Source organism: Beduinella massiliensis (assembly GCF_900199405.1).
Taxonomy (GTDB): domain Bacteria; phylum Bacillota; class Clostridia; order Christensenellales; family Aristaeellaceae; genus Beduinella; species Beduinella massiliensis.
The window spans coordinates 463,901-490,056 of the sequence record NZ_LT963430.1 but is presented as its reverse complement, the minus strand read 5'-3'; the positions used below and the strand labels follow the sequence as shown (position 1 = coordinate 490,056).

The following is a 26,156-nucleotide window of genomic DNA, read 5'->3' as shown; positions in this document are numbered from 1 at the left end:
AGCACAGCGCACGAAAATTTGCAAGGAAAAAGTCGTCCTCTCCCGCGAGCCGCGCTATCCCTGCTCACTTTTTCAGGTGCTCGTCAAACCAACCGCCGATCTCCCTGAGCCTGCGCACGCGGTGCTTCGGCTTGCCGCTGCGCGACAGCTCGTGGTTTTCGCCGCGGAACATGCAAAGCCTCGCCTCGCACCCATGGTACTTGAGGGCGGTGAACATTTGAAGCCCCTCGGCCAGGCAGCAGCGGTAGTCCTCGTCCGAGTGGATGAAGAGCGTAGGCGTCACGCACCGGTCGGCGTACTTGACGGGCGAATGCCACCACATCTTCTCGTGGTTCTCCCAGGGCGTGCTGAGCTGCTGGTCGGTGTTGAAGTAGTAGCCGATGTCCGTCATGTTCGTCTTGGAAATCCAGTTGGCGATGGAGCGCTGCGACGCCGCGGCGGCAAAGCGGTCCGTGTGCCCGATGATCCAGTTGGTCATAAAGCCGCCGTAGCTGCCGCCGGTCACGCCCAGGCGCGCCGGGTCGAGCTGCGGATAGCGCGCGAGCGCCGCGTCCGTGAAGCGCATCAGGTCGTCGTAGTCGATCGTGCCGTACTTGCCGCGAATGTCCGCGAACGCGTCGCCGCGGCCGTCTCCGCCGCGCGGGTTGCAGAAGAAGACGAAGTAGCCGTCGTTCGCCCATACCTGCATCTCGTGGAAGAACACGCTGCCGAAGGCGACCTTCGGGCCGCCGTGGATGTCCAGAATGCCTGGATAGCGCTTCTGCGGGTCGAAGTCCACGGGCTTCAGGACGAAGCCCTCGATGGCGACGCCGTCCGACTCCACGGTCAGCGGCTCGGGGATGGAGAGCGTGCGCGTCTTAAGGAAGTCCCCGTTCAGGTTCGTCAGCTGCTTAAGGCCCTCCGCCGTCAGGGCGTAGACCTCCTGCAATGAAAGCCCCCGCATGCCCACCAGCAGGATGCGCCCATCGCACACGTCAAAGCAGTCGATCGAGCCCGCGCCGTCCACGAGCACCTCGGCGGAGCCGTCCTTCTTCACGCGCAGAAGCTGCGTGTCCGTGTGGTGCGCGTTCGTGTAGTAGAGGTCCCCGCCCTCGAAGCGCACGCCGTAGCCGCTTCCATAGCGCGCGTCGGCCGCGACGTTGCTGCCCGGCGCCTCGTCCCGGCTAAACAGCCTGACCGCCTCGCCGCCGCGCAGCGCGTACAGCGCCGGATTCTCGTTGAGCCCGTGGCGCGCCATGTCCGTCGCCAGGCATACGGCCTCGCCCTGCCAGAAGGCGGCGCGCTCGACCTCGAGCCGCCCGTCCGCGAGCAGGCATTCCTCCTGCCCGCCGTCCACGTCGATCAGGTACACGCCGCTCGTGACCCCGCGCTTGCCCTGCGGGGCCGCGCCCACGTAGAGGACGCGCGCGCCCTCCGTCTCAAAGCCGTCCACGTCCATCTCCGGCGCGGTGAGGAACGTCGTCCGGCCGCCGTCCGGCTCGCACAGCAGCAGGCGCGTGCGCTTCTTGTTGATGAAGCCCTGGCCGTTGCCCCAGAAGGGGATCTCGTCCAGCACCTCGTAATCGCGTTCCTCCTCCAGCGCCTTGAGGGCAGCCTCGCGCTGCGCGTCCGTCATGCTGGCGAAGTCCGGCCCGCCGATTTTCCATTCGCAGGCCATCACCAGACGGCCGTCCGCGAGCTTTTTGACCTTCTTCACCCGATACGGCAGGCGCAGCCACTCCTGCGCCTCGCCGCCCGAAAGGGCGATGCGGTAAAACACCGTCAGCGCCTCGCCCCGTTCCGCGCGCTTCCTGTCCGCCTGCTCGCGCAGCGCCGGGAAGACCAGCGCGTCCTCGCCGTCCCAGAAGTAGCCGCTGCCGTCCCGCGCGGTCAGGGGGCGGCTCTCCCCGCTCTTCGTTTCGAGCACGTACAGCGCGCCCCTGTAGCTGTTCTCCTGCTCGTCCGCGCGCGTCACCACGAACGCCGCGTGTGCGCCGCCCGGCGCGAAGGAGAGCTCGGACGCGTATTGGTAGTGCAAAAAGTCCTCCAGTTTCAGCTTCTGCATGAATGCTGCCTCCGTTTCGTGTCGTTTCCGATAGGGGAATAATACGACGCGAAAAGGCCCCGTTCCTGCCGTCCGTCGCAATTCAGGGGCACAGCGGCCTGCGCGGCCAAACAGCCGCAAGTCAGATTTCGCTCGATGGCGGCGACAAAAAATCCACTTCCAAACGACGTTCGGGAGTGGATTCTTTATGCAATTTTTCAGCACAGCGAGCTTGTGCAGCCGCCCGCGCCGCTTTACTTCGCGAATTCGACGCTTCGCGTCTCGCGGATGACGTTGACCTTGATCTGGCCGGGGTATTCGAGCTCCTTCTCGATGCGCTTGGCCACCTCGCGGGCGAGGATGAGCGTGCCCGCGTCGTTGACGTCCTCGGGCTTGACGGCGATGCGCACCTCGCGCCCGGACTGGATGGCGAAGGACTTTTCGACGCCGGGGAAGGCGTTGGCGATCTCCTCCAGCTTTTCCAGGCGGCGGATGTAGTTCTCGATCGACTCGCGGCGCGCGCCGGGGCGGGCGGCGGAAATGGCGTCCGCGGCCTGCACGAGCACCGCCTCGATGGTCTGCGGCTCGATGTCGTTGTGGTGCGCGAGGATGCAGTGCACGACCTCCGCGGGCTCGTGGTACTTGCGGGCGAGTTCGCCGCCGAGCTGCACGTGCGTGCCCTCCTGCTCGTGGTCGACCGCCTTGCCGATGTCGTGCAACAGGCCCGCGCGCTTGGCGAGCTGAACGTCCGCGCCCAGCTCCGCGGCCATCAGGCCCGCGAGGTGCGAAACCTCGATGGAGTGCTTGAGCACGTTCTGCCCGTAGCTCGTGCGGTAGCGCATGCGGCCCAGCAGCTTCACCAGCTCGTGGTGGATGGAGTGCATGTTCGTCTCAAAGACCGCCTGCTCGCCCGCCTCGCGGATCTGGTTGTCGACCTCCTTGCGGGCCTTTTCGACCATTTCCTCGATGCGCGCGGGATGGATGCGGCCGTCGGCGATCAGCTTCTCCAGCGCGATGCGCGCCACCTCCCGGCGAACCGGGTCGAACGCGGAGACGATGACCGCCTCCGGCGTGTCGTCGATGATGAGGTCCACGCCCGTCGCCGTCTCCAGCGTGCGGATGTTGCGGCCCTCGCGCCCGATGATGCGGCCCTTCATGTCCTCGTTGGGCAGGTTGACGACCGAAACCGTCGTCTCCGCCACGTGGTCGGAGGCGCAGCGCTGAATCGCCATGGCGACGATGTTGCGCGCCTTCTTGTCCGCGTCTTCCTTGGCGCTCTGTTCGATCTCGCGCACCATCACCGCCGCGTCGTGGAAGGCTTCCTTCTGCACGCGGTTCATGATGATCTCGCGGGCCTCTTCCTGCGTCATCTGCGCGATGCGCTCAAGCTCCGCGAGTTGCTTGTCGTACATGCCCTGCGCCTCGTCCGTCAGGCGCTGCAATTCTTCCTGCTTGCGGTTGAGGCCCTCTTCGCGAACCTCCAGGTTGTCCATCTTTTTGTCGAGCGTTTCCTCGCGCTGCTGCACGCGGCGCTCGCTGCGCTGCACCTCGTTGCGCCGGTCGCGAATTTCGCGGTCCAGCTCGGTCTTGAGGCGAAGCACCTCTTCCTTGGCCTCCAGGATGGTCTCTTTTTTCTTATCCTCGGCGCGGCGCTGCGCCTCTTCCAGCAGGTTCTTGGCGTACTCTTCCGTCCGTCCGATCTTCTTTTCCTGCGTGTTCTTTCGGTATCCATATCCGGCGAATGCGCCCGCGGCGCCGCCGATGATGAGCCCGATGATGATCCACAAGGCGGTCAATGTCTTCTCTCACTCCTTCATGAAAAAATAGAGCCGAGTCGCATGCAGCGCTCGGCAATGGATTCAAGCTTTCAAGCTCTTTGTTCGTCCGCCCAACCCAAAACACGCCTTTTTTCCAAGCGCCGCAGCGCACACAAAAAGACGGATGAAGCAGGCAACAGCATGTTGTCTCAATCTATACGTCGCGGTTTAATCCTTTTTGACAAACATAGACCGGCAGAAAACGACCCACACCGCCATCTATCCAACCAAAGGCGAAAACCGCCTGTATTCAGAAGACATCAAACGCCCGGACGAACTTGTCCAACCTAGGCACTTACATCTTTACAGAATTATTGTACCGATTTGCCGCACATCTGTCAAGCGCATGCGGACGTTTCCGGGCGGCTTCTACGAATTTTTTGTTTGCCAAAACATTTTTTGTCCACCTTTTGCGGTCGTCCCCCGCTCCTCCTGCCGGGCGCCGCAAAAAGCATCCCGGCGTCCGGCGCCGGGCCGGACGCGCAAAAGCCGCCCGGAACGAATTCGTTCCGGGCGGCACTGGCCATCAGCTTAGCCGACGGCCTCATACAAAATGAATGCTCCTTTTGCGCGATGGTCAACGCATCTCCCCTCACAGGACGATGCTTTGCCGCTCCGCTGAGCCGCCTCAGATCTCGCTGTCCAAAAGGCTCGGCTGCTCCAAGGGCTCGTCCTCGCGGCCGCCATCCGCCTCCAGCTTGGCCTCGATCTTTCCGGCCATCAGCTCCGCGCGGATGATCGCGTCGATCTCCTGGGTCACGTCGGGGTTGTCCTTTAAGAACTTGCGCGTGTTGTCGCGGCCCTGTCCGATGCGCTGATCCTTATAGCTGAACCACGCGCCGCTCTTGTGGATGATGTCGCGCTCGATCGCCAGGTCGAGCAGGCTGCTCTCCTTGGAGATGCCCTCGCCGTAGAGGATATCGAACTCCGCCACGCGGAAGGGCGGGGCGACCTTGTTCTTGACGATCTTGGCCTTGGTGCGGTTGCCCAGTACCTCCGCGCCGTTCTTGAGCTGCTCGCCGCGGCGCACGTCGATGCGCACGGAGGCGTAGAACTTGAGCGCGCGGCCGCCCGGCGTCGTCTCGGGGTTGCCGTACATCACGCCGACCTTCTCGCGGAGCTGGTTGATGAAGATCACCGTCGCGCCCGTCTTGTTAATGACGCCGGTCAGCTTGCGCAGCGCCTGCGACATGAGGCGCGCCTGCAGGCCGACAAACGAATCGCCCATCTCGCCGTCGATTTCGGCCTTGGGCACCAGCGCGGCGACGGAGTCCACCACGACCAGCTCGATCGCGCCGGAACGCACCAGCGCCTCGCAGATTTCCAGCGCCTGCTCGCCGGTGTCCGGCTGCGAGACGTACAGCTCGTCGATGTCCACGCCCAGCTTTTTCGCGTAGGCCGGGTCGAGCGCGTGCTCCGCGTCGATGAACGCCGCGACGCCGCCCTGCTTCTGGCACTCGGCCACCACGTGCAGCGCCACGGTCGTCTTGCCGGAGGATTCCGGCCCGAAGACCTCCACCACGCGCCCCTTGGGGATGCCGCCCACGCCCAGCGCGGCGTCGAGCACCAGGCACCCGGTCGGGATCACCTGAATGTCGTTGAGCTGGCCCTTGGAGCCCAGCTTCATCAGCGCACCCTTGCCGAACTGCTTTTCAATGCCCGCCAGGGCGACCTCCAGCGCTTTCTTCTTCTCGTCGTCCGTCTCGGGAAGCGCCGCCTTTTCCTTCTTGTCCTTCGCCGCCATCGTATGCTCCTTTCCTTTCGGGGGCCCCGGGGCCCGCCGCCCCAAGGTTCCCCCGGCCAAAGGGCATTTCCCCCTTTGGAATCCCTTCTTCACGGTCCTTTTCCTGCGCTATCGCTTTTTAAAATACATGGCGGAAAGCGTCCGCCTCAGCAAAGCTCGCCCTTCGCCGCCAGACGAATCATGTTCAGCGCGTGCAGCGCGGCGAGCGAACGGATGCGCTCCCGGTCGCCGCTGAGCCTAAGCTCCCGCACGACCGTTCCCTCCGGCGCGGAGACCGCCACGTACACGAGCCCCACCGGCTTTTCCGCGGTGCCGCCGCCCGGACCGGCGATGCCGGTCGTCGCGGCCGCCACGTCCGCGCCGCTGCGCGCGCGCAAACCTTCGGCCATTTCGCGCGCGCACTGCTCGCTGACCGCGCCGTGCTGCGCGAGGGTTTCGGGGTGCACGCCCAGGTAGCGCTCCTTCGCCTCGTTCGCGTAGGTCACGTGCGATTCGTGCAGCACTGCCGACGCCCCGGCGATCGCCACCAGCCGCGCCGCGACCAGGCCGCCCGTGCACGACTCCGCAACCGCCACCGTGCGGCCCGCGCGGATCAGCGCGTCCACCGCGTAGTGCTCCATGCTGTCCGACGGCTCGCGGCTGACCGCGTACACCGCGTCGCCCAGCCTTCGCACGATCTCGTCCACCGTCGGCTGAATGCGCGAAAGCGCCGCTTCCTCGTCCTGCCCGCGCGCGCTTACGCGAAGCTGCACCTCGCCCAGCGAGCAGTAGGGCGCGATGGTCACGTCCTGCTGCGCGTCGATCAGGTCCTTTACCCGCGTCTCCGCGTCGCTCTCGCCCACGCCGAAGATGCGCACGTAGCGCGAGGCGATCGATCCGCCTGTGCGGCGCGTCAGGTAGGGCATCACGCGCTTTTCAAACATGTCCTTGAGCTCGTAGGGCGGCCCCGGAAGCTGAATGACGGCCTTACCGCCCTGCTCCACGATGCAGCCCGGCGCGGTGCCCCGGTCGTTCTTGAGGATGATCGCGCCCTTGGCGAACATCGCCTGGCGCTCGTTGTTCGCCGCCATCGCGCGGTGCATCGCGCTGAAGTAGCGCTCGATGTCTCGCAGGCTCTCCTCGTCGCGTTCCATGGGCAGGCCCAGCATCCCCGCGACGATTTCCTTGCTCAGGTCGTCGCCGGTCGGGCCCAGGCCGCCGGTGGTGATGACGACATCGCTGCGCGAAAGCGCGCGGCGGAGCGTCTCCTCCATGCGCGCGGGGTTGTCGCCCACGGTCGTGTGGTAGTACACCGAAATGCCCAGCATCGATAGCCTGCGCGAGAGGTACTGCGCGTCGGTGTTGACGATCTGCCCCATGAGCAGCTCGGTGCCGATGGATACGATTTCTGCGATCAAGATGATGAACTCCTTCTCGATTCGTCGGGATGAAGGGCGTATGCCTTCTATTTCTTTTCCGAGAGCACGGCGCGGTTTTGCCAGACGTAATCCGCCATCGACCAGACGGTCATCACGACCGCCGCGTACAGCACGATCTCCGTCACCGCCGCAAGCGGGGCGACGTTCAGCGTAAGCAGCATCACCGCCGCCATCTGCAGCACCGTCTTCACCTTGCCCAGCATGCCCGCCGCGATCACGCGCCCCTGCTCCACGGCCACCAGCCGCAGACCGCTGACCACGAATTCGCGCGCCACAAAGACGACGCACATCCAGGCCGGCATGCGCGAGATGTCCACCATCACGATGAAGGCGGTGATCGTCAGCAGCTTGTCCGCGATCGGGTCCATAAACTTGCCGAAGTTCGTGACCAGCCCGCGGCTGCGGGCGATCTTCCCGTCCAGCAGGTCGGTAAACGACGCGGCCATGAAGACGGCCAGCGCCGCGATGTTCGCCCAGGCGGCGTCGCCGCCCGCCCACATGAGGATCAGGTAAACCGGCGTAAGACAGATGCGCGCGAGCGTCAGCTTGTTGGGTAAGTTCATACGCGCTCTCCTATCAGGTCGTATTCCAGCGCGCGCGTGATGCGCACGTCCACGTAGCTGCCGGGGCGCACGTCCTCCCCGGCCGTAAAGAGGATCTGGCCGTCCGTCTCCGGCGCCTCCATCTCGGAACGGCCCACGAGGTAGCCCTCGCGCCTGCCTTCGACCAGCACGCGGCAGGTCGTGCCCACGCGCAGCTCGTTGCGCGCGAGCGATATGCCCTGCTGCAGCTCCATCAGCGCGTCGAGGCGCTGCTGCTTGACCTCCTCCGGAATCTGATCCGGCATGAGGGCCGCAGGCGTATCCTCCTCCGCCGAGTACGCGAACGCGCCCAGGCGGTCGAACTGCGCTTCCCGAACGAAGTCCATCAGCTCGTCGAACTGCTCCTGCGTTTCGCCGGGGAAGCCCACGATGATCGACGTGCGCAGCATCATGCCGCGGCGGCGGATCTCCTTTGCCAGGTAGCGGATGTGCTCCGCCGTGCCGTGCCGGTTCATGCGGCGCAGCAGCAGCGGGTCGATGTGCTGTATCGGCAGGTCGATGTACCTGCACGCGTTGGGCAGGCGCTCGATGGTGTCGAGCAGGCGCTCGTCCACCCGGTCGGGGTAGCAGTACAGCGTGCGCAGGAAGGTCACGCCCTCGACCTTCGAGGCGGCCTCCAGGAGCTCGGGGAGCTGGCTGCGCCCGTCCTGCCAGTCGGTTCCATAGCGCGTCGTATCCTGCGCCACCAGGGTGATTTCGCTCACCCCGCGCGCGGCGAGGGCTTTGATTTCCTGCAGGATGTCCTCCATCGGGCGCGAGCGGTAGCCGCCCCGGATGAGCGGGATCGCGCAGTAGCTGCACCGGTTGTCGCAGCCATCTCCGATCTTTACGTAGGCGCTGTAGCTGGGCGTCGTCAGCACGCGCTCGCACTCCAGAAAGCCGCTCGAGGGCTTGACGTACAGCGGACGCATCTCGCGCGACGCTTCTTCGAGGGCGCACAGCAGCTTGTCGTACTGCCCGACGCCGAGGATGGCGTCGACCTCCGGCATCTCTTCCTTTACGGCCTCCGGGTAGCGCTGGGCAAAGCAGCCCGTCGCCACCAGCAGCTGGCAGCATCCCTTCTCTTTATACTGCGCCATCTCAAAGATGGTTTCGATCGATTCTTCCTTGGCCGGGCCGATGAACCCGCACGTGTTCACGATGATGACCTGCGCCTTCGCCGGGTCCGAGACGATGGTGTATCCCGCCTGCGAAAGCATGCCCAGCATCTGTTCGGTATCCACGCGGTTCTTGCTGCAGCCCAGCGAGACCACGCCAACAGTCGCTTTCAAATCGCGTTCTCCTATCCCGCGCGCCCGCAAAGCGAACATGCGTTTCATTTGTCAGGTGTATTGTACCATTCCGCGCGTCAAAAATCAATTCCCACTTTCGTCCCGCGGGGGCCTTCCTGCCCTGATCCGGCGGGCCAGCAGCCGAAAGAGCGCCGCGCCCGCGCGGACGAGCGCGTAGACGCCGAACAGGGCGATAAAGCCCCACATGCCCGAGACGATGTCCCCAAAGTCCATGTTTCCGGTGCCCGAAACCTTCTGCCCGATTTCAATGGCGAATGTGATGACCACCATCACCGTGAACACGTAGATGAACGACACGGCGGTGATGCTGAATTTTGCCAGGCGCTTGAACACGGCGTGCACGGCGAAAAAGATCAGCATACCCAGCACGCCGATGACGATAAAGTGCAGCTCCTTGTCCGTAAAGGACGCCTCCATGGCGTCGTTCAAGTGCAGAATGTCCTCGTGGATGTGGCTGATGACGTCGATGATCCAGTAAAGCAGCGCCTTCATTCTGGCGATTCCTCCTCTATTGGCCTATGACCGGCCGCTTTCAGGCGCCTTATCTTCCCCCTCACCGTTTTTCCTCATCCTCGCCCAGGCTGTGCATCAGCCCGGCGTAAATGTCCCCCGCGCAGTCCGACCAGCGCTTGCACATGATTCCCGCCTGCGCGCGCGTGGGCACGTTCAGGCGAAGGTCCATGAGCGTCATGTCCTGCTCGAGCAGCCGCAGGCGCACGACGAAGCCGTCCCCTTCCTCCCGCCAGTCCGAAAGGACGTGCTTTTCGCGGCTGACGCGCCCTTTCCAGGCGGCGCAGAGCGTTTCTACGCGCTCCCGCCGGGAGTTGGGGATATGGCCGAGGAACATCGCCAGGGTCTCGCGGCCCGACTGCGACAGGCTGTAAAGCTTGCCGATCTCGTGCTCGCGGGTTCTGAGCATGCCCGCCTCCGTCAGGTCCCCCAGTCCGATCTGAAGCTCGATGTAATCCATGATCTCGCCCTCGGTGGTCAGGGCGAGCAGCTGCTGCGCGCTGCACGCGCCCAGCTTTTCCAGCATCAGCAGCAGGATGAGCCGGTTTTCCGTGGGCGTCGGGCGGTGCGATACGTTCATGCGGATTCCTCCGTTTCCGCCGCGGGGCGCGCCCCGCGACTGATAAAGAAAAGCTCCCAAACGGCTTCGTTTGAGAGCGGCGAATGCGTACACAAAATCCGGCCTGCACCGCAGGCCAGCCGGAGAACGATCAGGCCATGAAGGGCTTGATTTTCTCCATCAGTTCGTCACAGTTGTCGGCGTAGACTTCCAGCGTGATCGGCTTGGACAGGTCGAGGCTGAAGATACCGAGAATGGACTTGGCATCTACCACGTGACGGCCCGCGCGCAGGTCCATATCGTAAGAGAAAGCGCTCACGACGTTGACAAACTGCTTGACGTTTTCAGCGAGGGACAACTTGATGGTAATAGATTTCATTTTACATGCCTCCTCTCTTGAGCACGGTATTATTATAGCCTTTCGTACCGGAAAATGCAAGTAAAATGTGCACAAAACGGAAGGATCAGGCCGAATCTACGTTATACACAAAGAACGATTTCTCCCCTCTTCCATCCTGCCCAAGTCCGCGCGCCCAAAAACGAAAATTTCCCCCTTGCTTTTTTTTCGATTTCGTGTATAATATCTATTGTTGTCGCGGGGTCGTAGCTCAGCTGGTCAGAGCGCTACGTTGACATCGTAGAGGTCGTAGGTTCGAGCCCTATCGACCCCACCAAGGAGAACCGTTGAAGTTCAACGGTTCTTTTTTATGTCCGCCAGTTTTGTATTCCGCGCCGCCCTCAGGTAAAGTAGTTCGTCCCAAGGCCGTTCTTTCTGAAGGCGGTAGGGGTGCATCCGACGATGCGTTTAAACGCTTTATTGAAATTGGCGGTATTGTCAAAGCCGCTTTTCAGGGCAATATCGATAATATTGCTGTTTTCCCCTTCGCCCAGCAGGCGCATCGCATGCTTGACGCGCTTTATGATGATGTACTCCCAGGGGGAAACGCCGTTGCACTCCCGGAAGATAGCGGAAAAATAGGAAACGGACATGTTGGCCTGCCTGGCGATCTGCTCTATGGTGAGCGGTTCAAGGTAGCGTTCGTTCATATAAACATAGGCGTTTTGTATTCGCATGAGGTAACGCTCGGCTCTGTTTCCCGAGTCCGTGCCCGACGCCGGGCGCAGCAGCCGCGACAGGGAAATCAACAGCCTCTGCACGCAGGCCAGCGTCATCGTCAGATAGTCCGGCTTTTGTTCCTGCAGTTCTTCTTTGATTTCGTAGACGGTCTGGCATATCTTCTTCAGGTCCCCGTCCGGGTAGTCCAAGCGGTTTGTTCCGTCAAACGACCTGTCGAAGAAGACCTTCAGATGTTTTGAGTCGTACATGGTGTTGTTGGGATTCCAAATAAAATACGGCTCGATATGAAGGATGGTCCAGGTTACCGGCTGAAAGATTTGCGTAATCAGATGCGCCTCATAGCTGCCAAAGAGGAATACCGTTCCCGCCTCAAACGGATAGCGGATGGTCCGGTTTGCCTGCCTTACGGTGTATTCCCCCGCGCCGCTGGCAATGATCGCGATTTCACAGGCCGAATGCCTGTGCAGGGAAAACTCTACGCTTCCCGGATGCGCAAGCATGGTAAAGCATCTCAGCGGCGTCTTTCCCACCAGTTCCCCGGCCCTGTACTCGCTGGTGATAACCGGCGGCTGAAATTCCATGGAAATCACCCTCCTGAACGCTGTTATGGCCGGTGCCTGCCGTCTGGCGACATTATACCGCATCAGAAAATAGTTTGCAAATTGAACCGAATAATATATGACATTTTGGATGGACTAAGCTATAGTTTAACTAAATCACCGGTATAAGCGCGCTGCAGGTGAAGAAATTTAGCTTGGAGGTTTTGAAAGATGAGGCTGACACGGGTTTTCGTTTCTTTTGCTCTATGTCTATCGCTTTGTTTCACGCTGATATCCAGCTCCCTGGCCGACGAAAAAGCGCATGACGAATGGACGGGCACCTTGCGGCTGCTGGGGCCGGGCTGTTTTGCGACGGTAGGGCGGGACGGCGTGGTCGATCCCGTCACAGGCGTCCAGAAGCCGGGCTACAGCGTCGTCGAGGCTCGCCTGAAGGAGGAATTTCCCAACGTCACCTTTGAGCTGCAGGCCAACCCGTGGGATTCCTGGCAGGCTAAAATTCAAACGGCGGTCGCGGGCGAGATGGTGGACGTCATCATCCACGGCGCGGCGGTACTGGACGTGGTGGAAGACCTGACCCCTTATCTTGAAAGAGACGCGTGGCTCAAAGACGAGCTGTTCATCGGAGCGGCCATCCGCCACAAGGACGAGGACAATTTTGGCGCCCTGATCCCGACCGGCATCCCGATGACCATATCCCCCGCCATGATGATTCTGGACAAACAGCTTTTCGCGGATTTTGGCGTGGAATTGCCCGACCCCGCGACGCTCACCTGGCGGAAGCTGGCGGACATCGCGTCTCAGCTCACGGGCGAAAACCCCGTGACCGGAAAGCAATGCTACGGCGTCTACCCCTTCTCCGTCAGCGACGGCGACATTTTCAAGGCGTACATGGACGCAAGCTGGGGCGTCGGGGCGGTTAATTTCCTGTATGCCGATCAGAAATATCAGACGCAGTTCGGCTTTACCGGGGAAAAGTCCGTCGAAGCCCTGACCATCCTGCGCGACCTGTTTTTATCCGCTCCCAGGTCTTTTCTGGAAGGACTGGGCACGGAAAACGTGGCGACCGAGGATAACGACATCGCGATCTATCTTGGGGAGGCCAACAACGAGATCACGCTGTATAACATGATGGAAGTACGCGGCATCGCAGACCGCTTCGTCTTTTATCCGCTGCCGGTTACCGACGACGGTGCCTCCTACACCTCGCACTCCGGCGACAACAACCTGGCCATCGCCAAGAACAGCCCCAACAAGGATCTGGCTTGGGAGGTCATCAAGTTCCTGGTGACGGATGAAGCCGTTCAGCAGTGGTTTGTCGATACCATGAACGTCCCTAACAACAAGTCGGGCTATGAACAGTTGCTGAAGACCGGCAAAGGTTACGTAAGTGCCATCCAGGAAATCTACCGCGTCTATCCCACAAATTTTGAGGCATTTTCCAGCGAATATTGGAACAACGGTTATGGCCCGGCAAACAGCGTCGGCTCGATGAACCTGTCGGAGATGTACGCGGGAAACATCACGCCCGAGCAGTGCGCCGCGAACATTCAGGCGGCTCTTGAGGAATACAGCCTGCTGAATCAATGAGAATCCACATCCGTTTTAGCGATGGAGAGCTGCCGAAAGGCAGCTTCTCCGTCTGTGATTGAGGAGGTCTAACCTGCCTTATGAAGCGCGTACGCAAACACCTGACCTGGTATTCGTTCCTCTTACCGAGCCTTCTGGCCTTTTTCGTGCTGTCCTACCTCCCCAGCTTTAAGAGCCTGTACTACAGCTTTTTCAAGGTGTCCGTGCTGGGGTTTGGCGAAACGTTCGTCGGGCTTAAAAATTACCGCACGCTGCTCAGCAGCAGCGGCTTTCTCCGGGCGGTCGCAAACACCTTCGCGCTCGCGGGGCTGGACATGTTCACCATCGCCATCGGCTTTGGACTGGCCTCGCTGCTCAACCGCCTAGGACGCGGAAAACTGCAAAGCTTTTTCAGGGTAAGCTTTTACATCCCGAACGTGATGACCGGCATTAGCGTCATCCTCTTATTTCAGATGGTGTTGAAGCAGGAAGGCGGCCTGCTCAACAGCTTTCTTTCCATGCTGCTGCGCCACGACGTGAAGATCGGCTGGCTCGCCGATTCGCAGTTCGCCAAGCTGGGCGTCTCCATCATGTCCTGGTGGAAGGGCGCGGGATATGCCATGCTGATCTCGCTGGCCGGGCTCCAGTCCATTCCCAGCGAGCATTACGAGGCGTCAGAGGTTGACGGCTGCAATTCGCTCCAGCAATGGTGGTACATTACCCTTCCCCAAATGGTGAATACCTTCGCGTTTCTGGTATTCACGAACTTAATCTCCAGCTTTTCCCGCTTTACGGATCTGTACGTTCTGAGCATGAACAGCGCGTCCGGCCGCCCCGGCGGCTCCCTGCAGACGATCATGATGTACATCTACCAATACAGCTTTGAGACGCCGAATTACGGCCTGTCCTCCGCCGGCGCCGTGATTCTGTTTGTCATCATCTTCGCTGTCACCATGCTCAGTCAAAAGCTGAGCGCGTCCCTGCAAAGGGACCATTGAGGGGGAGATCAACATGAAGTACGCGAAAAGAAGAAAACGCATCCTCTCCGTGATCCTGACCGTCCTGCTGCTTTTTATCGTCGTCCCCGTTTGGTGGGCCTTTGTCATTGCGTTTGACCGGTTCGCCCTCGACCGGCTTCCGTTTCCCATCCGGTTCTGGCCCCGCGAGCTCTCGGTATACAATTTTACATATGCTTTTGATATGATCCCGATCTGGCGCTATTTTTTCAACACGTTGGGGGTAACGCTTTCCAATACGGCGATATCGGTGGCCGTCTCCCTGATGTGCGGCTACGCTTTCGCCAAAGGGAAATTTCCGTTTAAAAAGACGCTGTTTATGCTGATTCTCGCCGTGATGATGCTGCCGTTTGAATCGCGCCTGGTTCCTCTGTTTTTACAGTATCGCTCCTGGAAAATGCTCAACACGTACTGGCCTCTTATTTTAGGCGGTTTCGCCTACGCATACGGCATCTTCTTCGCTCGCCAGAATATCGACGCCAATATTCCGGACGCGCTTCGCGAGAGCGCTTATCTGGACGGCGCGGGCGAATGGCGCATCTTCCTGTCGATCGTCGTCCCCCTGTCGGGACCGCTCATCGCGACGCTGTGTATTTTGCAGGTCCTCGCCAACTGGAACGCCTATCTGTGGCCGCTTGTCGTCATCAGTGACTCCAGCAAGCAGCTGATCTCTGTCGGCGTCTCTCTGTTCAACACGTCCGTCACCACCACCTACTACGGCCCCCGTATGGCGGTCGCGCTGATCAGCGCGCTTCCCTTGGTTGTGCTGTTTTTGTTCTTCCAAAAGTACATCGTGGCCAGCATTTCCATTTCCGGCATCAAGCAATAACATCTCGGAGGCATATCATGAAAATTATACAGGCAGAAACGCTGGTATCCAAGCAGCGGTTTGAGTTGCCGGCGGATTACCTTGTCGCCTGGTATTCAGCGGAAAAAATTCCCGCCAGGACGTATGACTTTCCTCTTCTGCGGCTCACGACGGACGAAGGCATCGTCGGCTACGGGCCCGGCGGCGCGCCGTTGGATGCCTTTGCGCTCCATAAGCTCATCGGGCTGGACCCGTTCCATACGGCGGAGTTCTGGATGGGGCTGATGAGCGGAAAGGACTGCGTAAGGTCTACGTACAGTGGAATCGACATCGCGCTTTGGGACATCGTCGGCAAAGCGACGGGCCACCCGATCGGGCATCTCCTGGGCACGTGCCGAGACCGCATCCTCGCATACGCGGCGACTTCCAGGTTGCTTACGGTAAAGGAGCACGTGCAGCAGTGCCGCGAACTGGTACGCATGGGGTTTCGCGCCATTAAGCTGCGCCTGCACCGGGGCGATTACCGCGAGGACATCGAAGTAGTCGAGGCGGTGCGCGAGGCCTGCGGCGAAGACGTGATCCTTCTGGTGGACGCGAATCAGAACAATCGCTCCTATGCATACCCCTTCTGGTCGTACGAAACGGCCTGCAAGGTGATGGACGCCATGGAAAGGCTGGACGTGCTGTGCGTCGAAGAGCCTCTCGACAGACGCGATTACGACGGCCTCGCGCGGCTGTCCGGAGAATTCCGCACGCTCATCGCGGGCGGCGAGCACTGCAGCTGCCTGGACGACTTCCGCATCCACATCGACCGGAACACCTACGACGTCTTCCAGCCGGACATGATTCTCGGTGATTTCGGCGTCACGGGCATTCACAGGCTGGGCACGATCACCGAATACTACAAAAAAAGGCTGATGCCGCATGTCTGCTCGCTCGGTTCCCTGCCTTTGAGCTTGGCAGCCGTCCTGCAGGTGTGCTCCGCCCATGCCAATGTCCCCTTGATCGAGTACCCCTTTGATCCGCCCTTTTTAACCGTTGAGACGCAGCAGTGCATTCTCAAAGAGCCCCTCCTCATCGATTCTGAGGGCTACCTGCCGATCCCACAGGGGCCTGGCCTTGGCGTAACCCTGAACGAGGAATTGCTGAAAAACTATACAGCCGTACAGCTTGCACGGTAAACCGAGCCCCCCAGATCCGAACGCCCTTTTGTCGGGGACGTTCGGATTTATTGATCGCAAACGCGCCGCGGCGCGACGGGCGCTTTCATCCGTATGATCGCATAAATCATGCGTATTTTTATGGATTTTCGCGTGGAAACAAACACCATTGAGGTTGATTTAACAAACCTTGCATGGTATAATACAAACACCAAGCAAAAAAACTCCAAGCCCCCTGGACCCGTTCGGGCCCATCGGGCCATTAGGTTGGAGGAGCAATCCTCCCGCCCGCCGTTTTGCGAAGGAGACATACTCTAAAAGGGATGCTGCGCATGCCTGTTTCAGAGTATATTTTTTGTGCATGGGACTCGTATGTCTTATTTTTTCTGGAAAGAAGGGGACGACCATGTCCGAAAAAACGCAGAGCGGATTCCAATCCAAGGAGATGACCCGGCGTCAGTTCCTGAAGATCTCCGGCAAGAGCCTGGCGGGTCTGGCGCTGTCCGCGTCCATGCTGAGCGTCCTGGGCACCTCGCAGGCGGAGGTCGATTCCGGCGCGGTGACCACCTGGGCGATGCCGCAGGGTCTGCTCGTGGTCAACGCCGACAAGTGCGTCGGCTGCCAGCGCTGCGAGATCAACTGCACGCTCGTCAACGACGGCTGCGCAGGCAGCTACATCTCCCGCGTCAAGGTGACCCGCAACCTGTTCTCCAGCCGCAACGGCCAGGGCCTGTACACCGACGATCACTGGACCTACTTCCCGGATACCTGCCGTCAGTGCGAGGACCCGGCCTGCGCCAAGGCCTGCCCCATGCAGGCGATCTCCGCCAACGAGCAGGGCGTCAAGGTCATCGATCAGGAAAAGTGCGTGGGCTGCGGCGCCTGTACGCAGGCCTGCCCGTGGCATATGCCCACCGTCAACCCCGAAACCAAGAAGTCGTCCAAGTGCATCCAGTGCGGCGCCTGTGCGGCAGGCTGTCCCTCCGGCGCGCTGTCCATCATTCCCTGGGATGCCGTTACCGCTGCGTCCCAGGCGGTCTGAGCGAAAAGGAGGAATGGATAAATGTCTGTTAAAAATGGCGTAAACGGCTGGGCCGGTACGATTCTGCGCGTGAACCTCACCACCGGCGAAGCAAAATTTGAGGATACCCTGCCCAAGTACAAGGATTACATGGGCGGCATGGGCATCGGCTACAAGGTCATCTGGGACGAGGTGCCGCTTGACACCGACCCGCACAGCGAGGCGGCGAAGGTCGTCTTCAGCGTCGGCCCGCTGACCGCTTCCGGCGTCCCCTGCTCCGGCCGCACCACCATCACGCTTCTCTCCTCCTGGTCCAAGGGCCGCGCGATCCTCGACTCCCACATGGGCGGCCACTTCGCGCACAATATGAAGTATGCGGGCTATGACGCCATCGTCATCGAGGGCAAGAGCGACAAGCCCGTCTACTTAAAGATCGACGACGACAAGGTCACCCTGGAGGACGCGTCCCACGTGTGGGGCACCGGCACCTTCAATTCCAACAAGGTCATCGCCAAGGAATGCGGCCCCGAGTTCGACGTGGCCACCATCGGCCAGGCCGGCGAAAACCTGGTGAACATGTCCTGTCTGCTGACCAGCGTGGGCAACGCCGCCGGCGCGGGCGTAGGCGCGGCGCTGGGCTCCAAAAACCTGAAGGGCGTCGCCGTGCGCGGCACGGGCGCCGTGAAGATCGCGGAGCCGGTCAAGCACAAGGAACTGTGCGATTACATGATCAAGGACCTGGTCGGCGGTAACAACAACCACAACGTGCCCAACACCCCGCAGTCCTGGGCGGAATACTCCGCCACCAGCAAGAACCGCTGGCAGGGCGCGCCCGGCGTCGTCTGGGGCAAGGCGCCGAACGGCGCGGTGGATACCGGCGAGCAGCCCTCCGGCGACATGAACGTCGCGGCCTACCGCGCGACCAAGGGCGTGTTCGACTTCGGCAACGTCGTGCAAAAGTACATCGTCAAGTCCGGCGGCTGCTCTTCCTGCCCGGTGCGCTGCTATTCCGAGTACGACGTGGACATCCTTGCGGATTACGATCTGCCCACCAAGGTTTCCAACACCTGCGCGCCTTCGGGCAGCGTGCCCACCGGCTTCTACGGCGAGGGCATCAAGGACTTCAAGGACGAGGGCGACGCCAAGGTGGTCATCGGCCTGCACGGCTCCTATGTGCTGGACGACTACGGCCTGTGGTGCAACTACGGCTCCATCAGCCGCGAGTTCAACTGGTGCTACAAGCACGGCATCTTTGAAAAGGTGCTGCCCAAGGAGGAATACGACTCCATTCCATGGGATCTGATGAAGGACGGCGACCCGCGCTGGCTGGACGAAATCATCCGCCGCATCTCCTGCAAGGAGGGCGAGATCAGCCGTCTGGGCGAGGGCACCTATCAGGTGCTGCATGCCTGGGGCCTGGACGATCCCGCCAAGAACGACGAGGGCGTCAACTTCTACGACATGATCGATTCCAACAACCAGAACGTGACCTACTGCGGCTTCCCCAAGCACCACTCCGCCGAGGACTGCTGGCAGGCGGGCCTGCTGTACAACGTGATGTACAACCGCGACTGCATGGATCACGTCATGACCAACTTCGTGCGCTCGGGCTCTCCGTATGAGGAAGTCATCCGGCCCGTGCTGGAGAACTGGTTCGGCGAGGGCTGCGTGGACGCGCCCAAGAAGTACACCCCCATCAACGAAAACAAGATCAAGCTGGCCAAGTGGGCCTTCCTGCAAAAGCAGTGGCACGACAGCGCCACGCTGTGCAACTGGATGTACCCGATGACGCTTTCCACCTCCAAGGCGCGCGGCTACGCCGGCGACATCGACCTGGACGCCAAGTACATGACCGCCGTCACGGGCGAGGAATGGACGATGGACGACGTGCTCTTCGACATGGAGCGCATCTCCAACATGCTGCGCGCGATGACGGCCATCGCCTTCAAGCTCAACGCGGGCTGCGACAACCTGCGCAAGGACCACGACGCCGTGCCCGCCTGGGTGTTCGACAAGGAGCCCGACTTCAAGGCCTTTGAAGAGGGCACCGTGAAGATGGACCGCGAGGACTGGGAAAAGTCCCTGGACATGTGGTATGAGGCCTTCGGCTGGGACAAGGAAACCGGCATTCCGACCCGCGAAACGCTGGAAAAATTCGGCCTTTCCGACATGGCCGACAAGCTCGAAGAGCTTGCGCTCATCAAGTAATACGCGCTGCGGGGGAGCCGCGCCCGAACGTGAGGCGGCTCTCCCGCGCCTTCTATGCATCACATCAGGCGATTGATCGCTTTTCCGAAAGGAATGAAAGTATGCCGCTGTTTGGACGGCGCAAGCCGGGCTTTGCCAAGGAAGAAATCGTAAAGAAGGACGAAATCCCCGGGGAATTCAGCGACGCGCTGGACCCCGCGATGCAGAAAAGCGCCCCGGATGCCGGGGAAAAGCCGGAGCTTTGCAGCTACCTGCAATCGCTCCCCGAAGTCGAGGACACCTTCCCTCCCTTTCCCGAGGAGGAGCCGGCGCCCGCGCCCGCCGAAAAGACGCAGGCGGAGCTGCTGGCGGATTTCATCCGTGAGCGCACGCGCGGCAGCCTGCTCACCGGCAGGCGCCTGCTGGAGCAGGAGGAGGAGAACCTGGAGGCGCTCCTCGTCCAGATGGCCGAAACCGCTTCGTGCGGGGACATCGACCGGATCGAGGGCAGCAAGGACGTCTACTATTACTCCGACGCCTTCATGACGAAAAACTACGCGCACATCGCCATGCTGGTGGAAGAAAAGGACATGCCCCGCACCATCGCGGAAATGGTCCGCTTTAACTGCAAAACCTACCCTGCCGCCACCCCGGAGGCTTACTTCAGCCGCCACCCGTACTTCATGACCCCGCCGCAGATCGAGCGGGCGCTGGACGCCATCGCCCGCGACCCGCAGTACGCGGACATCAAGCGGGTGAACGCCTTCAACGGCGTACCCTATCTGTACTCGTCAAATTACTTTACGGACAAGTATGGCCGGGCCATGGCCAACTACGGCGAGGAGGACGAAACCAACTCGTGAGAAAAAAAGGAGCCGTTGCAAGGCAGCTCCAAAAAAAGTGCACAGAAAATCCGCCTCTATACGGCAATAAAAGCCGTTCAGAGGCGGATTTTTCTGCTGCACGGTTCTCTTTCTTGGTTTACGTTGCGCCGCAGAGCGTTTTTCAGCTGCCAGCTCGATCGTCCTTGGCTCGCGGCGCGTAGGGCAGCACCAGCCGGGCAGTCCCCCGTCCGCTTACGATGTGCTCCACGACGCTCGACTCTTTGAGCAGGTAATGGTTCGCTGGGCGGCGGATGTTGGGCTCCACGCCGTAGATGGGCGTGGGCCACAGCGCCACCCGCGCGCCTGTCGCCTCGTAGAGCGCCCGCGTCGCCCCACCGTAGCCGTGGTGCGATACCTGCACGATGTCGCAGCGGAGCTTTTCCGGGCGCCGGAGCAATATGCGGCTGCCTTCGGTGAATACGTCGCCCAGCAGCAGGATGCGCTGCCCGCAGGCCATGAGCATGGCGACCGTCGAATGATCGTTGAACGTCGAGGCCACGTCCAGGTCCTCGTGTGTGTAAAGCACCTCGAGGGAGAGCTCCTCCACGCGCAGCCGCTCGCCCGTCCGCAGCGTATGCACCGGCACGCCCGCGCAGCGCTCCTCCAGCACCTCGTAAAAACGGCGCACAGTCGCCAGGTCGTTGCACTTCGTCCGCCAGCCCTCGCTCGTTTCCGGCAGATCGACCGGCTGAAAGTTGAAATAGAGGCCGCAGAGCTCAATATCCGCCCCATGGCACTCCATCATGTCCAGAAAGACGCCGATGTGGTCCTGGTGCGCGTGGCTGAAATACCAGCCTGCCACCACCGGCGCGCCGATGCAGCGGGCGCGCAGAAATTCGTACAGCCGGTCCGCCTCCCCGGGCGTAAAGTAGCCGCCGTCTACAAGGAAAAAATGGCCGGATTCGAGCTGGATTACGTAGCTCATGCCGCAATCGACGTCGCGCTGATCCAGCTGCAACTGATATAAAGTCGTCATAGCCGCTCCTTTAACCTTTGATGGAACCCATCATGATGCCCTTGACGAAGTAGCGCTGCATAAAGGGGTAAATGAGCAGGACCGGCAGCGTCGCCACGACGATGACCGCGTACTTGAGCGCCTCGTACAGCAGGGTCATTTCGCTTTGGCCCACGGTGTCCGCGCCGCCCGCCATGTCGCCCAACTGGTTTTGAATGAGAATTTCACGCAGGAACACCTGCAGGGGATAGCGCGACTTGTCGCTCAGGTAGATCATCGCGTCGAAGTAGGCGTTCCAGTGGCCCACGAAGTAGAAGATCACCATGACCGCCAGAATGGAGCCCGAAATGGGCAGCACGATGCGCCAGAGGGTGCCCGTGTTTGAGCAGCCGTCCACCCAGGCAGCCTCGATGATTTCCTGCGAGATCGAGTGCTGAAAAAAATTGCGCATGATGATGAGGTTGGTCGCGGAAACCGCGCCTGGCAGCACCATGACCCAAAACGTGTTGAGCAGATGCAGGTTCTTGATGGTAATGTAGGTCGGTATCATGCCGCCGGAGAAGAACATCGTAAAGGAAATGAGGAACGTCAGCAGGTTGCGCCCCACCAAGTCCGGGCGGGAGAGCACGTAGGCGCCGAGGGTCGTCAGCACGATGTTGATCGCGGTGCCTGTCACCGAATAGAGGATCGTATTGCGGTAGCCGAGCAGCACCTCGCTGCTTTTAAGCACCGCCTCGTACGCGCGGAACTGAATCCCGCGTGGCAGCAGCACGATGTCGCCCGAGACGATCAGCTCCGGGCTTGAGATCGACGCAGAAAAGACGTAGAGGATCGGGTAAGCGGCCAGAATCATGAACAGCGCGCCCAGCGAATAGACGATCAGGCTGAAGGCCCGATCCTCCGCGCTCTGGCGGATCTTTCTCCCTTTTGCCGCATGCGTTACCATAAGCCCACCTCCGATACGCGCTTGGAGATCTCGTTGACGAGGATCACCAGCAGAAAGTTCACGCCCGAATTCATGAGCCCGACGGCCGTGGCATAGCTCGTCTGCGTGTCCGCGATGCCCTGGCGGTAGACGAACGTGGAGATGACCTCGCTCACGCTCAGGTTCAGATCCGTCTGCATGAGGAACACCTTTTCAAAACCGATGTTCATCACGCGCCCGCAGTTCAAAATCAGCATGACCGCGATGGTGGGCACGATGGAGGGCAGCGTGATGTACAGCAGCTGTTTTACGCGGCTGGCGCCGTCGATACGCGCGGCCTCGTACATCTGCACGTCCACGCCCGCCAGCGCGGAAAGGAAGATGATCGAATCCCAGCCCATGCTGGTCCATACCTCGGAGATGATGTACAGCGGCCTGAACCACTCGCCCTTGGCCATGAAGTAGATCGGCTGCCTCCCAAAGGCGCGCAAGATCGTGTTCACGATGCCCGTGGAGGGCGAGCAGAAGGCCGTCAGCATGCCCACCACGACCACGGTGGACAGAAAGTGCGGCGCATAGGTCGCGGTCTGCACCACCTTTTTATAAGCGCCGTTTCGCATCTCGTTGAGCAGCAGCGCGAGCAAAATGGGCAGAGGAAAGCAGAACAGCAGGTTCAGCAGCGAGAGGATGACGGTATTGCCGATGATCTGAAAGCAGTTGTAGGAGGAAAAGAAGCGCGCGAAGTGCTTGAGCCCCACCCATTCGCTGCCCAGAAAGCCCTTGCGCGGCTGATAATTGCGAAAGGAGATTTGCAGGCCGTACATCGGCAGGTACTTGAAGACGATGAAGTAGACGAGCACCGGGATGAGCAGCAGGTAAAGATCCCAGTACTTGTGTGCCGAGCGCCGTAAGAGGCGCATTTTCTTCGGTTGCATCCCGCAAACCTCCTGTGCAGTCGAAATAAAAAGCGCCGGAGCGTCAGCGGCCCCGGCGCGTCCTGTTCCTTACGCCCCAACGATCGCCATCGCGCGCGCCGACGCGTCGGTCATCACCTTGAGCATCGCGTCAAGGCCCATGTCGTTTACGCGCTGGACATAGCCGTTCCACTCCGCATCGCTGAGCTCGCGCTCGCCGGTGAGGAACTCCGCGCAGGTCTGACGGACGTAGTTGTCGATCTCGGTGCCCGTCGTGGTCACGATCTCCTTCTCCTCGTCGGTGTAGCTGAAGAAGGGCCAGATGATCTCGGGCGTGTAGGCGGACAGCGCCTCCGCAGAGGCCATCGGCACAGGGCTGAGCTCCATGCCCGCGTAGCCCGGATAAGACATGATCGTCGGGTTGTTTCCGCCGCAGTACGCGCTGTACTGGGAGACGACCTCGTCGTAGCTCTTGTCGCCCGTCACCTGAGCGAGGATGGAATCCACGTAGGACAGCGAGCCGTCCGCGTTCGTCTGGCAGGTATCTCCATCGATGCCGTAGTGGAAGAAGCGCACGCCCTCTTCGCTGTAGAAGTAGTCCACCCAGCGCAGGGCAACCTCCGGGTTCTTGCAGTCCGCCGAAATCGCGAACGCGCCCACGCTGTGCAGGTGCGAACGCATCAGCGGCCAGATCGCGCCGTCCACCCAGCCCTCGGCCGGCGTCCACTCGTCCATCTTGTCCGCAGGCAGCAGCGCCAGGTTGGTGGCGAAGTATACGCCCTGGCGATCCTGCGAGATCAGGCCCACCGCACGCGCGTCGTTAAAGGTGATGCTCTCCTGGTCGATGATGCCCTCGGCATAGAGCTTGTTCATGAACTCGAGCGTCTGCCGGAACGCATCCGACGTCTTGATGTGGCGAATGGCGCCGGTCTGCGGATCCACGTCGTACTCCTCGTGGTGCGTGCCGCGGTTAAAGCGTCCGTAGAGGCCGCCGAACACCATGTAAAGCGTGCCCGTGCTCTCGCTGAGGGGCACTTCGTCCGCCTCGCCGTTTCCGTTCGGGTCGCCCTCCTTCATGGCCTTGAGCACCGCGTACAGCTCGTCCGCCGTCCGGGGCTGCGAAAGGTTCAGCGCGTCCATAAAGTGCTGGTTGAAGTAGAGCTTCTTGTTCATCCGGGCCGCCGGCGCGTCCGCAATCGCGGGCAGCGAGTAGATTTTCCCGTCCGGCGTGGTCACGCTGGCCAGCACATCCGGATACTGCTGCGCGTAGGCCCAGAAGTTGGGCGCGTAGGTTTCCAGCATCGGCGCCAGGTCGAGCAGGTCGCCCGAATCGCCGTATACCTGTAAGCTGCTGGCCGAAATGCCGCACTTGAAGAACACGTCCGGCAGGTCGCCGCTGCTGATCGCCAGCGTCACGCGCTCCGTGCGCGCGGAGGAGGGCACGCTCGTCCATTCGACGTGTACGCCCGTCATCTCCTCGTACTTGTTCATCAGGTACATATCCTTAAACTCCGGCTGTACCGGGGAGATGCTGCCCATCACCCGCAGCGTGACGGGCTCCTTCACGATCGGGAATCCCGATTCGTTGAGCACGGAGGTGTCCGCCAGCGCGGTGCCGCCAAGGAACAGCAGCGCAAGCAGCAGCGCCATCCATCGTTTCGCGTGGTTCATGTAAGTAACCCCCTTCAAATTGATTGCACCCGCGCGAGCGGGTTTCTCGCGAAGACATATACATTCTTTTCAAATTAAGTATATATCATTCGCAAAAGTTTATACTTATTCTAAGGCGACAAAGCGCGCTTGTCAAGGCTATTTTTGCAAAATTGCGCGTAAAATCTACGTTAAATGCACAACTTTCTTCTTATCTTTCCATTTTGCATGTCTTGCAGCAACATTTCTTTGCTTTTTCCGCCCATTAAAGTATACTTGCTTTTTCCGGTTTCAGTCTGTATACTACCTAAAAACACCCTATGGCAAATCCGGATGGGGGATCGACATGTCACAGCCAAAGTACGAACAGGTCCGCGAGCAGCTCCTCATGCGCATCAGCAGCGGGAAGCTCGCGCCAAACGAAAAGCTGAAAAACGAGGCGCAGCTCGCCGAAGAGTTCGGCGTCAGCGCCATCACCGTCCGCAAGGCGCTCTCGCTGCTCGTGGAATCGGGCCACATCCGACGGGCCCGGGGATCTGGCAGCTTCGTCAGCGCGGCGCCCCGGCCCGCGGCGGAGTCCAGCCGCCTCATCGCGATGATGCTGACGCAGGAGAGCTATCCGGCGCTCTCGCTCACGCGCATCATCAGCGGCATTCAGCGCACGCTGACGCAGCGCGGCTACTCGCTGCTGATCGATTGGAACAGCACGAATCCCAAGATCTCGCGCGAGGGCATCGAGCGCATGCTCGGCCAGCGGGTCGAAGGGTTCCTCATCTACCCCTTCGACCCTGCCTGTAACCGCGAAGAGCTCGATCTCATCCTCTCCAACGGGCTTCCTTACGTGCTGATCGACCGCCACGACTACGAGAAGCCCTCTTTATACGTCGGCTCCAACAACTACGACGGGGGCATTTTAGCCACGCGCACGCTGATCGGCATGGGCCACCGCAAGATCTGTTTTTGCGGCAACCTGTTCTTCCTCAGCTCCGAACAGGAGCGCTTCGCGGGCTTCTGCCACGCCATGCGGCAGGCGGGCCTGCCCTGCGGGGATCAGGCGCTGATGGAGCGCGCGGATTACGACGCCATCGTCTCCCGCGTGCGCCGGGGCGAACTGACGGCCCTCTTCTGCTGCAGCGACCGGCTGGCGGGCGCCGCCATCCGCGAGCTGCTTGGGCGCGGGCTCCGCGTGCCTGAAGATCTCTCCGTCTTCGGCTTTGACGACAATATCTATTCGCCGGACAACCCGGTTCCGCTCAGCACCATCCGCCAGGATTTCGACCTCATCGGCCAGCGCGCCGCAGAATTGCTGCTCTGGCGGCTCGCCCATCCCGACGAGTTGGCGCCCCTGCACCTGCTTACCGACGTGCAGGTCGTGCTGCGCGGCTCCGTCCGCGCGCTCTAAGCCGCTTTATCTCTTCGTACGACAAAAGGCGCTCAGTCTGAGCGCCTTTTTTACGTGCCTGCCGT

The 26,156-nt window shown here is 60.9% G+C and carries 22 protein-coding genes and 1 tRNA gene; 9 read left to right on the top strand and 14 right to left on the bottom strand.

From position 1 onward, the window contains the following. Nucleotides 1-64 precede the first annotated feature (64 nt). The 9 genes from C1725_RS03020 to C1725_RS02980 all read right to left on the bottom strand — a co-directional run bounded on the left by C1725_RS03020 (nucleotide 65) and on the right by C1725_RS02980 (nucleotide 10,344). Nucleotides 65-2,044, bottom strand: coding sequence for a prolyl oligopeptidase family serine peptidase (locus C1725_RS03020; protein ID WP_102410206.1), 1,980 nt, complete (start codon nucleotides 2,042-2,044; stop codon nucleotides 65-67). A gap of 233 nt (nucleotides 2,045-2,277) precedes the next feature. Further along, nucleotides 2,278-3,819, bottom strand: coding sequence for a ribonuclease Y (rny, locus tag C1725_RS03015; RefSeq protein WP_102410205.1), 1,542 nt, complete (start codon nucleotides 3,817-3,819; stop codon nucleotides 2,278-2,280). A gap of 649 nt (nucleotides 3,820-4,468) precedes the next feature. Continuing rightward, nucleotides 4,469-5,584: a recombinase RecA gene (recA, locus tag C1725_RS03010; RefSeq protein ID WP_102410204.1), complete on the bottom strand. Its 1,116-nt coding sequence runs from the start codon at nucleotides 5,582-5,584 to the stop codon at nucleotides 4,469-4,471. A 146-nt stretch (nucleotides 5,585-5,730) separates the two neighbouring features. Then, nucleotides 5,731-6,981, bottom strand: coding sequence for a competence/damage-inducible protein A (locus C1725_RS03005; RefSeq protein WP_102410203.1), 1,251 nt, complete (start codon nucleotides 6,979-6,981; stop codon nucleotides 5,731-5,733). Nucleotides 6,982-7,028: 47 nt separating this feature from the next. Then, complete coding sequence (pgsA, locus tag C1725_RS03000; RefSeq protein ID WP_102410202.1) at nucleotides 7,029-7,565, bottom strand: CDP-diacylglycerol--glycerol-3-phosphate 3-phosphatidyltransferase; 537 nt, start codon at nucleotides 7,563-7,565, stop codon at nucleotides 7,029-7,031. After that, nucleotides 7,562-8,875 carry a 30S ribosomal protein S12 methylthiotransferase RimO gene (gene rimO, locus C1725_RS02995; protein WP_102410201.1) on the bottom strand — a complete coding sequence of 438 codons (1,314 nt, stop codon included), beginning with the start codon at nucleotides 8,873-8,875 and terminating at the stop codon, nucleotides 7,562-7,564. The genes pgsA and rimO overlap by 4 nt, the downstream gene beginning before the upstream one ends. Nucleotides 8,876-8,959: 84 nt before the next feature. Then, complete coding sequence (locus tag C1725_RS02990; RefSeq protein ID WP_102410200.1) at nucleotides 8,960-9,388, bottom strand: hypothetical protein; 429 nt, start codon at nucleotides 9,386-9,388, stop codon at nucleotides 8,960-8,962. A 61-nt stretch (nucleotides 9,389-9,449) separates the two neighbouring features. Beyond that, nucleotides 9,450-9,986 carry a DUF4364 family protein gene (locus tag C1725_RS02985; protein WP_102410199.1) on the bottom strand — a complete coding sequence of 179 codons (537 nt, stop codon included), beginning with the start codon at nucleotides 9,984-9,986 and terminating at the stop codon, nucleotides 9,450-9,452. 130 nt (nucleotides 9,987-10,116) lie between these two features. Beyond that, nucleotides 10,117-10,344: an HPr family phosphocarrier protein gene (locus tag C1725_RS02980; protein ID WP_102410198.1), complete on the bottom strand. Its 228-nt coding sequence runs from the start codon at nucleotides 10,342-10,344 to the stop codon at nucleotides 10,117-10,119. A gap of 218 nt (nucleotides 10,345-10,562) precedes the next feature. On the opposite strand from C1725_RS02980, the gene C1725_RS02975 reads away from it, so the two are divergent. Further along, nucleotides 10,563-10,639, top strand: a tRNA-Val gene (locus tag C1725_RS02975). A 64-nt stretch (nucleotides 10,640-10,703) separates the two neighbouring features. Here C1725_RS02975 and C1725_RS02970 read toward each other — a convergent pair. Then, nucleotides 10,704-11,624 (bottom strand): AraC family transcriptional regulator, encoded by a 921-nt coding sequence (locus C1725_RS02970; RefSeq protein ID WP_346026284.1) that lies wholly within the window; start codon nucleotides 11,622-11,624, stop codon nucleotides 10,704-10,706. Between the two features lie 189 nt (nucleotides 11,625-11,813). On the opposite strand from C1725_RS02970, the gene C1725_RS02965 reads away from it, so the two are divergent. The 7 genes from C1725_RS02965 (at nucleotide 11,814) to C1725_RS02935 (ending at nucleotide 20,224) form a co-directional block, all read left to right on the top strand. Next, nucleotides 11,814-13,190 carry an extracellular solute-binding protein gene (locus tag C1725_RS02965; protein ID WP_102410196.1) on the top strand — a complete coding sequence of 459 codons (1,377 nt, stop codon included), beginning with the start codon at nucleotides 11,814-11,816 and terminating at the stop codon, nucleotides 13,188-13,190. Nucleotides 13,191-13,270: 80 nt separating this feature from the next. Next, nucleotides 13,271-14,167: an ABC transporter permease subunit gene (locus C1725_RS02960; protein ID WP_102410195.1), complete on the top strand. Its 897-nt coding sequence runs from the start codon at nucleotides 13,271-13,273 to the stop codon at nucleotides 14,165-14,167. A gap of 13 nt (nucleotides 14,168-14,180) precedes the next feature. After that, nucleotides 14,181-15,014 carry an ABC transporter permease subunit gene (locus tag C1725_RS02955; RefSeq protein WP_102410194.1) on the top strand — a complete coding sequence of 278 codons (834 nt, stop codon included), beginning with the start codon at nucleotides 14,181-14,183 and terminating at the stop codon, nucleotides 15,012-15,014. Between the two features lie 17 nt (nucleotides 15,015-15,031). Beyond that, on the top strand, nucleotides 15,032-16,174 hold the full coding sequence (locus C1725_RS02950) for an enolase C-terminal domain-like protein (protein ID WP_102410193.1): 1,143 nt from the start codon (nucleotides 15,032-15,034) through the stop codon (nucleotides 16,172-16,174). A 385-nt stretch (nucleotides 16,175-16,559) separates the two neighbouring features. After that, on the top strand, nucleotides 16,560-17,195 hold the full coding sequence (locus C1725_RS02945) for a ferredoxin-like protein (RefSeq protein WP_102410192.1): 636 nt from the start codon (nucleotides 16,560-16,562) through the stop codon (nucleotides 17,193-17,195). A 21-nt stretch (nucleotides 17,196-17,216) separates the two neighbouring features. Further along, nucleotides 17,217-19,382, top strand: coding sequence for an aldehyde ferredoxin oxidoreductase (locus C1725_RS02940; RefSeq protein WP_102410191.1), 2,166 nt, complete (start codon nucleotides 17,217-17,219; stop codon nucleotides 19,380-19,382). Nucleotides 19,383-19,483: 101 nt separating this feature from the next. Next, complete coding sequence (locus tag C1725_RS02935; protein ID WP_102410190.1) at nucleotides 19,484-20,224, top strand: hypothetical protein; 741 nt, start codon at nucleotides 19,484-19,486, stop codon at nucleotides 20,222-20,224. Between the two features lie 142 nt (nucleotides 20,225-20,366). Here the strand turns inward: C1725_RS02935 and C1725_RS02930 are convergent, their stop codons facing one another. From C1725_RS02930 to C1725_RS02915, 4 genes are all read right to left on the bottom strand, one after another. Further along, on the bottom strand, nucleotides 20,367-21,221 hold the full coding sequence (locus tag C1725_RS02930) for a ComEC/Rec2 family competence protein (RefSeq protein WP_102410189.1): 855 nt from the start codon (nucleotides 21,219-21,221) through the stop codon (nucleotides 20,367-20,369). A gap of 10 nt (nucleotides 21,222-21,231) precedes the next feature. Continuing rightward, nucleotides 21,232-22,146: an ABC transporter permease subunit gene (locus C1725_RS02925; protein WP_102410188.1), complete on the bottom strand. Its 915-nt coding sequence runs from the start codon at nucleotides 22,144-22,146 to the stop codon at nucleotides 21,232-21,234. Next, nucleotides 22,140-23,060, bottom strand: a complete 921-nt coding sequence (locus C1725_RS02920) for an ABC transporter permease subunit (RefSeq protein WP_102410187.1) — start codon at nucleotides 23,058-23,060, stop codon at nucleotides 22,140-22,142. Before C1725_RS02920 ends, C1725_RS02925 begins: the two co-directional genes overlap by 7 nt. Before the next feature lie 69 nt (nucleotides 23,061-23,129). Then, nucleotides 23,130-24,710, bottom strand: a complete 1,581-nt coding sequence (locus tag C1725_RS02915; protein ID WP_102410186.1) for an extracellular solute-binding protein — start codon at nucleotides 24,708-24,710, stop codon at nucleotides 23,130-23,132. Nucleotides 24,711-25,035: 325 nt separating this feature from the next. On the opposite strand from C1725_RS02915, the gene C1725_RS02910 reads away from it, so the two are divergent. Further along, nucleotides 25,036-26,091 (top strand): substrate-binding domain-containing protein, encoded by a 1,056-nt coding sequence (locus C1725_RS02910; RefSeq protein ID WP_102410185.1) that lies wholly within the window; start codon nucleotides 25,036-25,038, stop codon nucleotides 26,089-26,091. Nucleotides 26,092-26,156 lie beyond the last annotated feature (65 nt).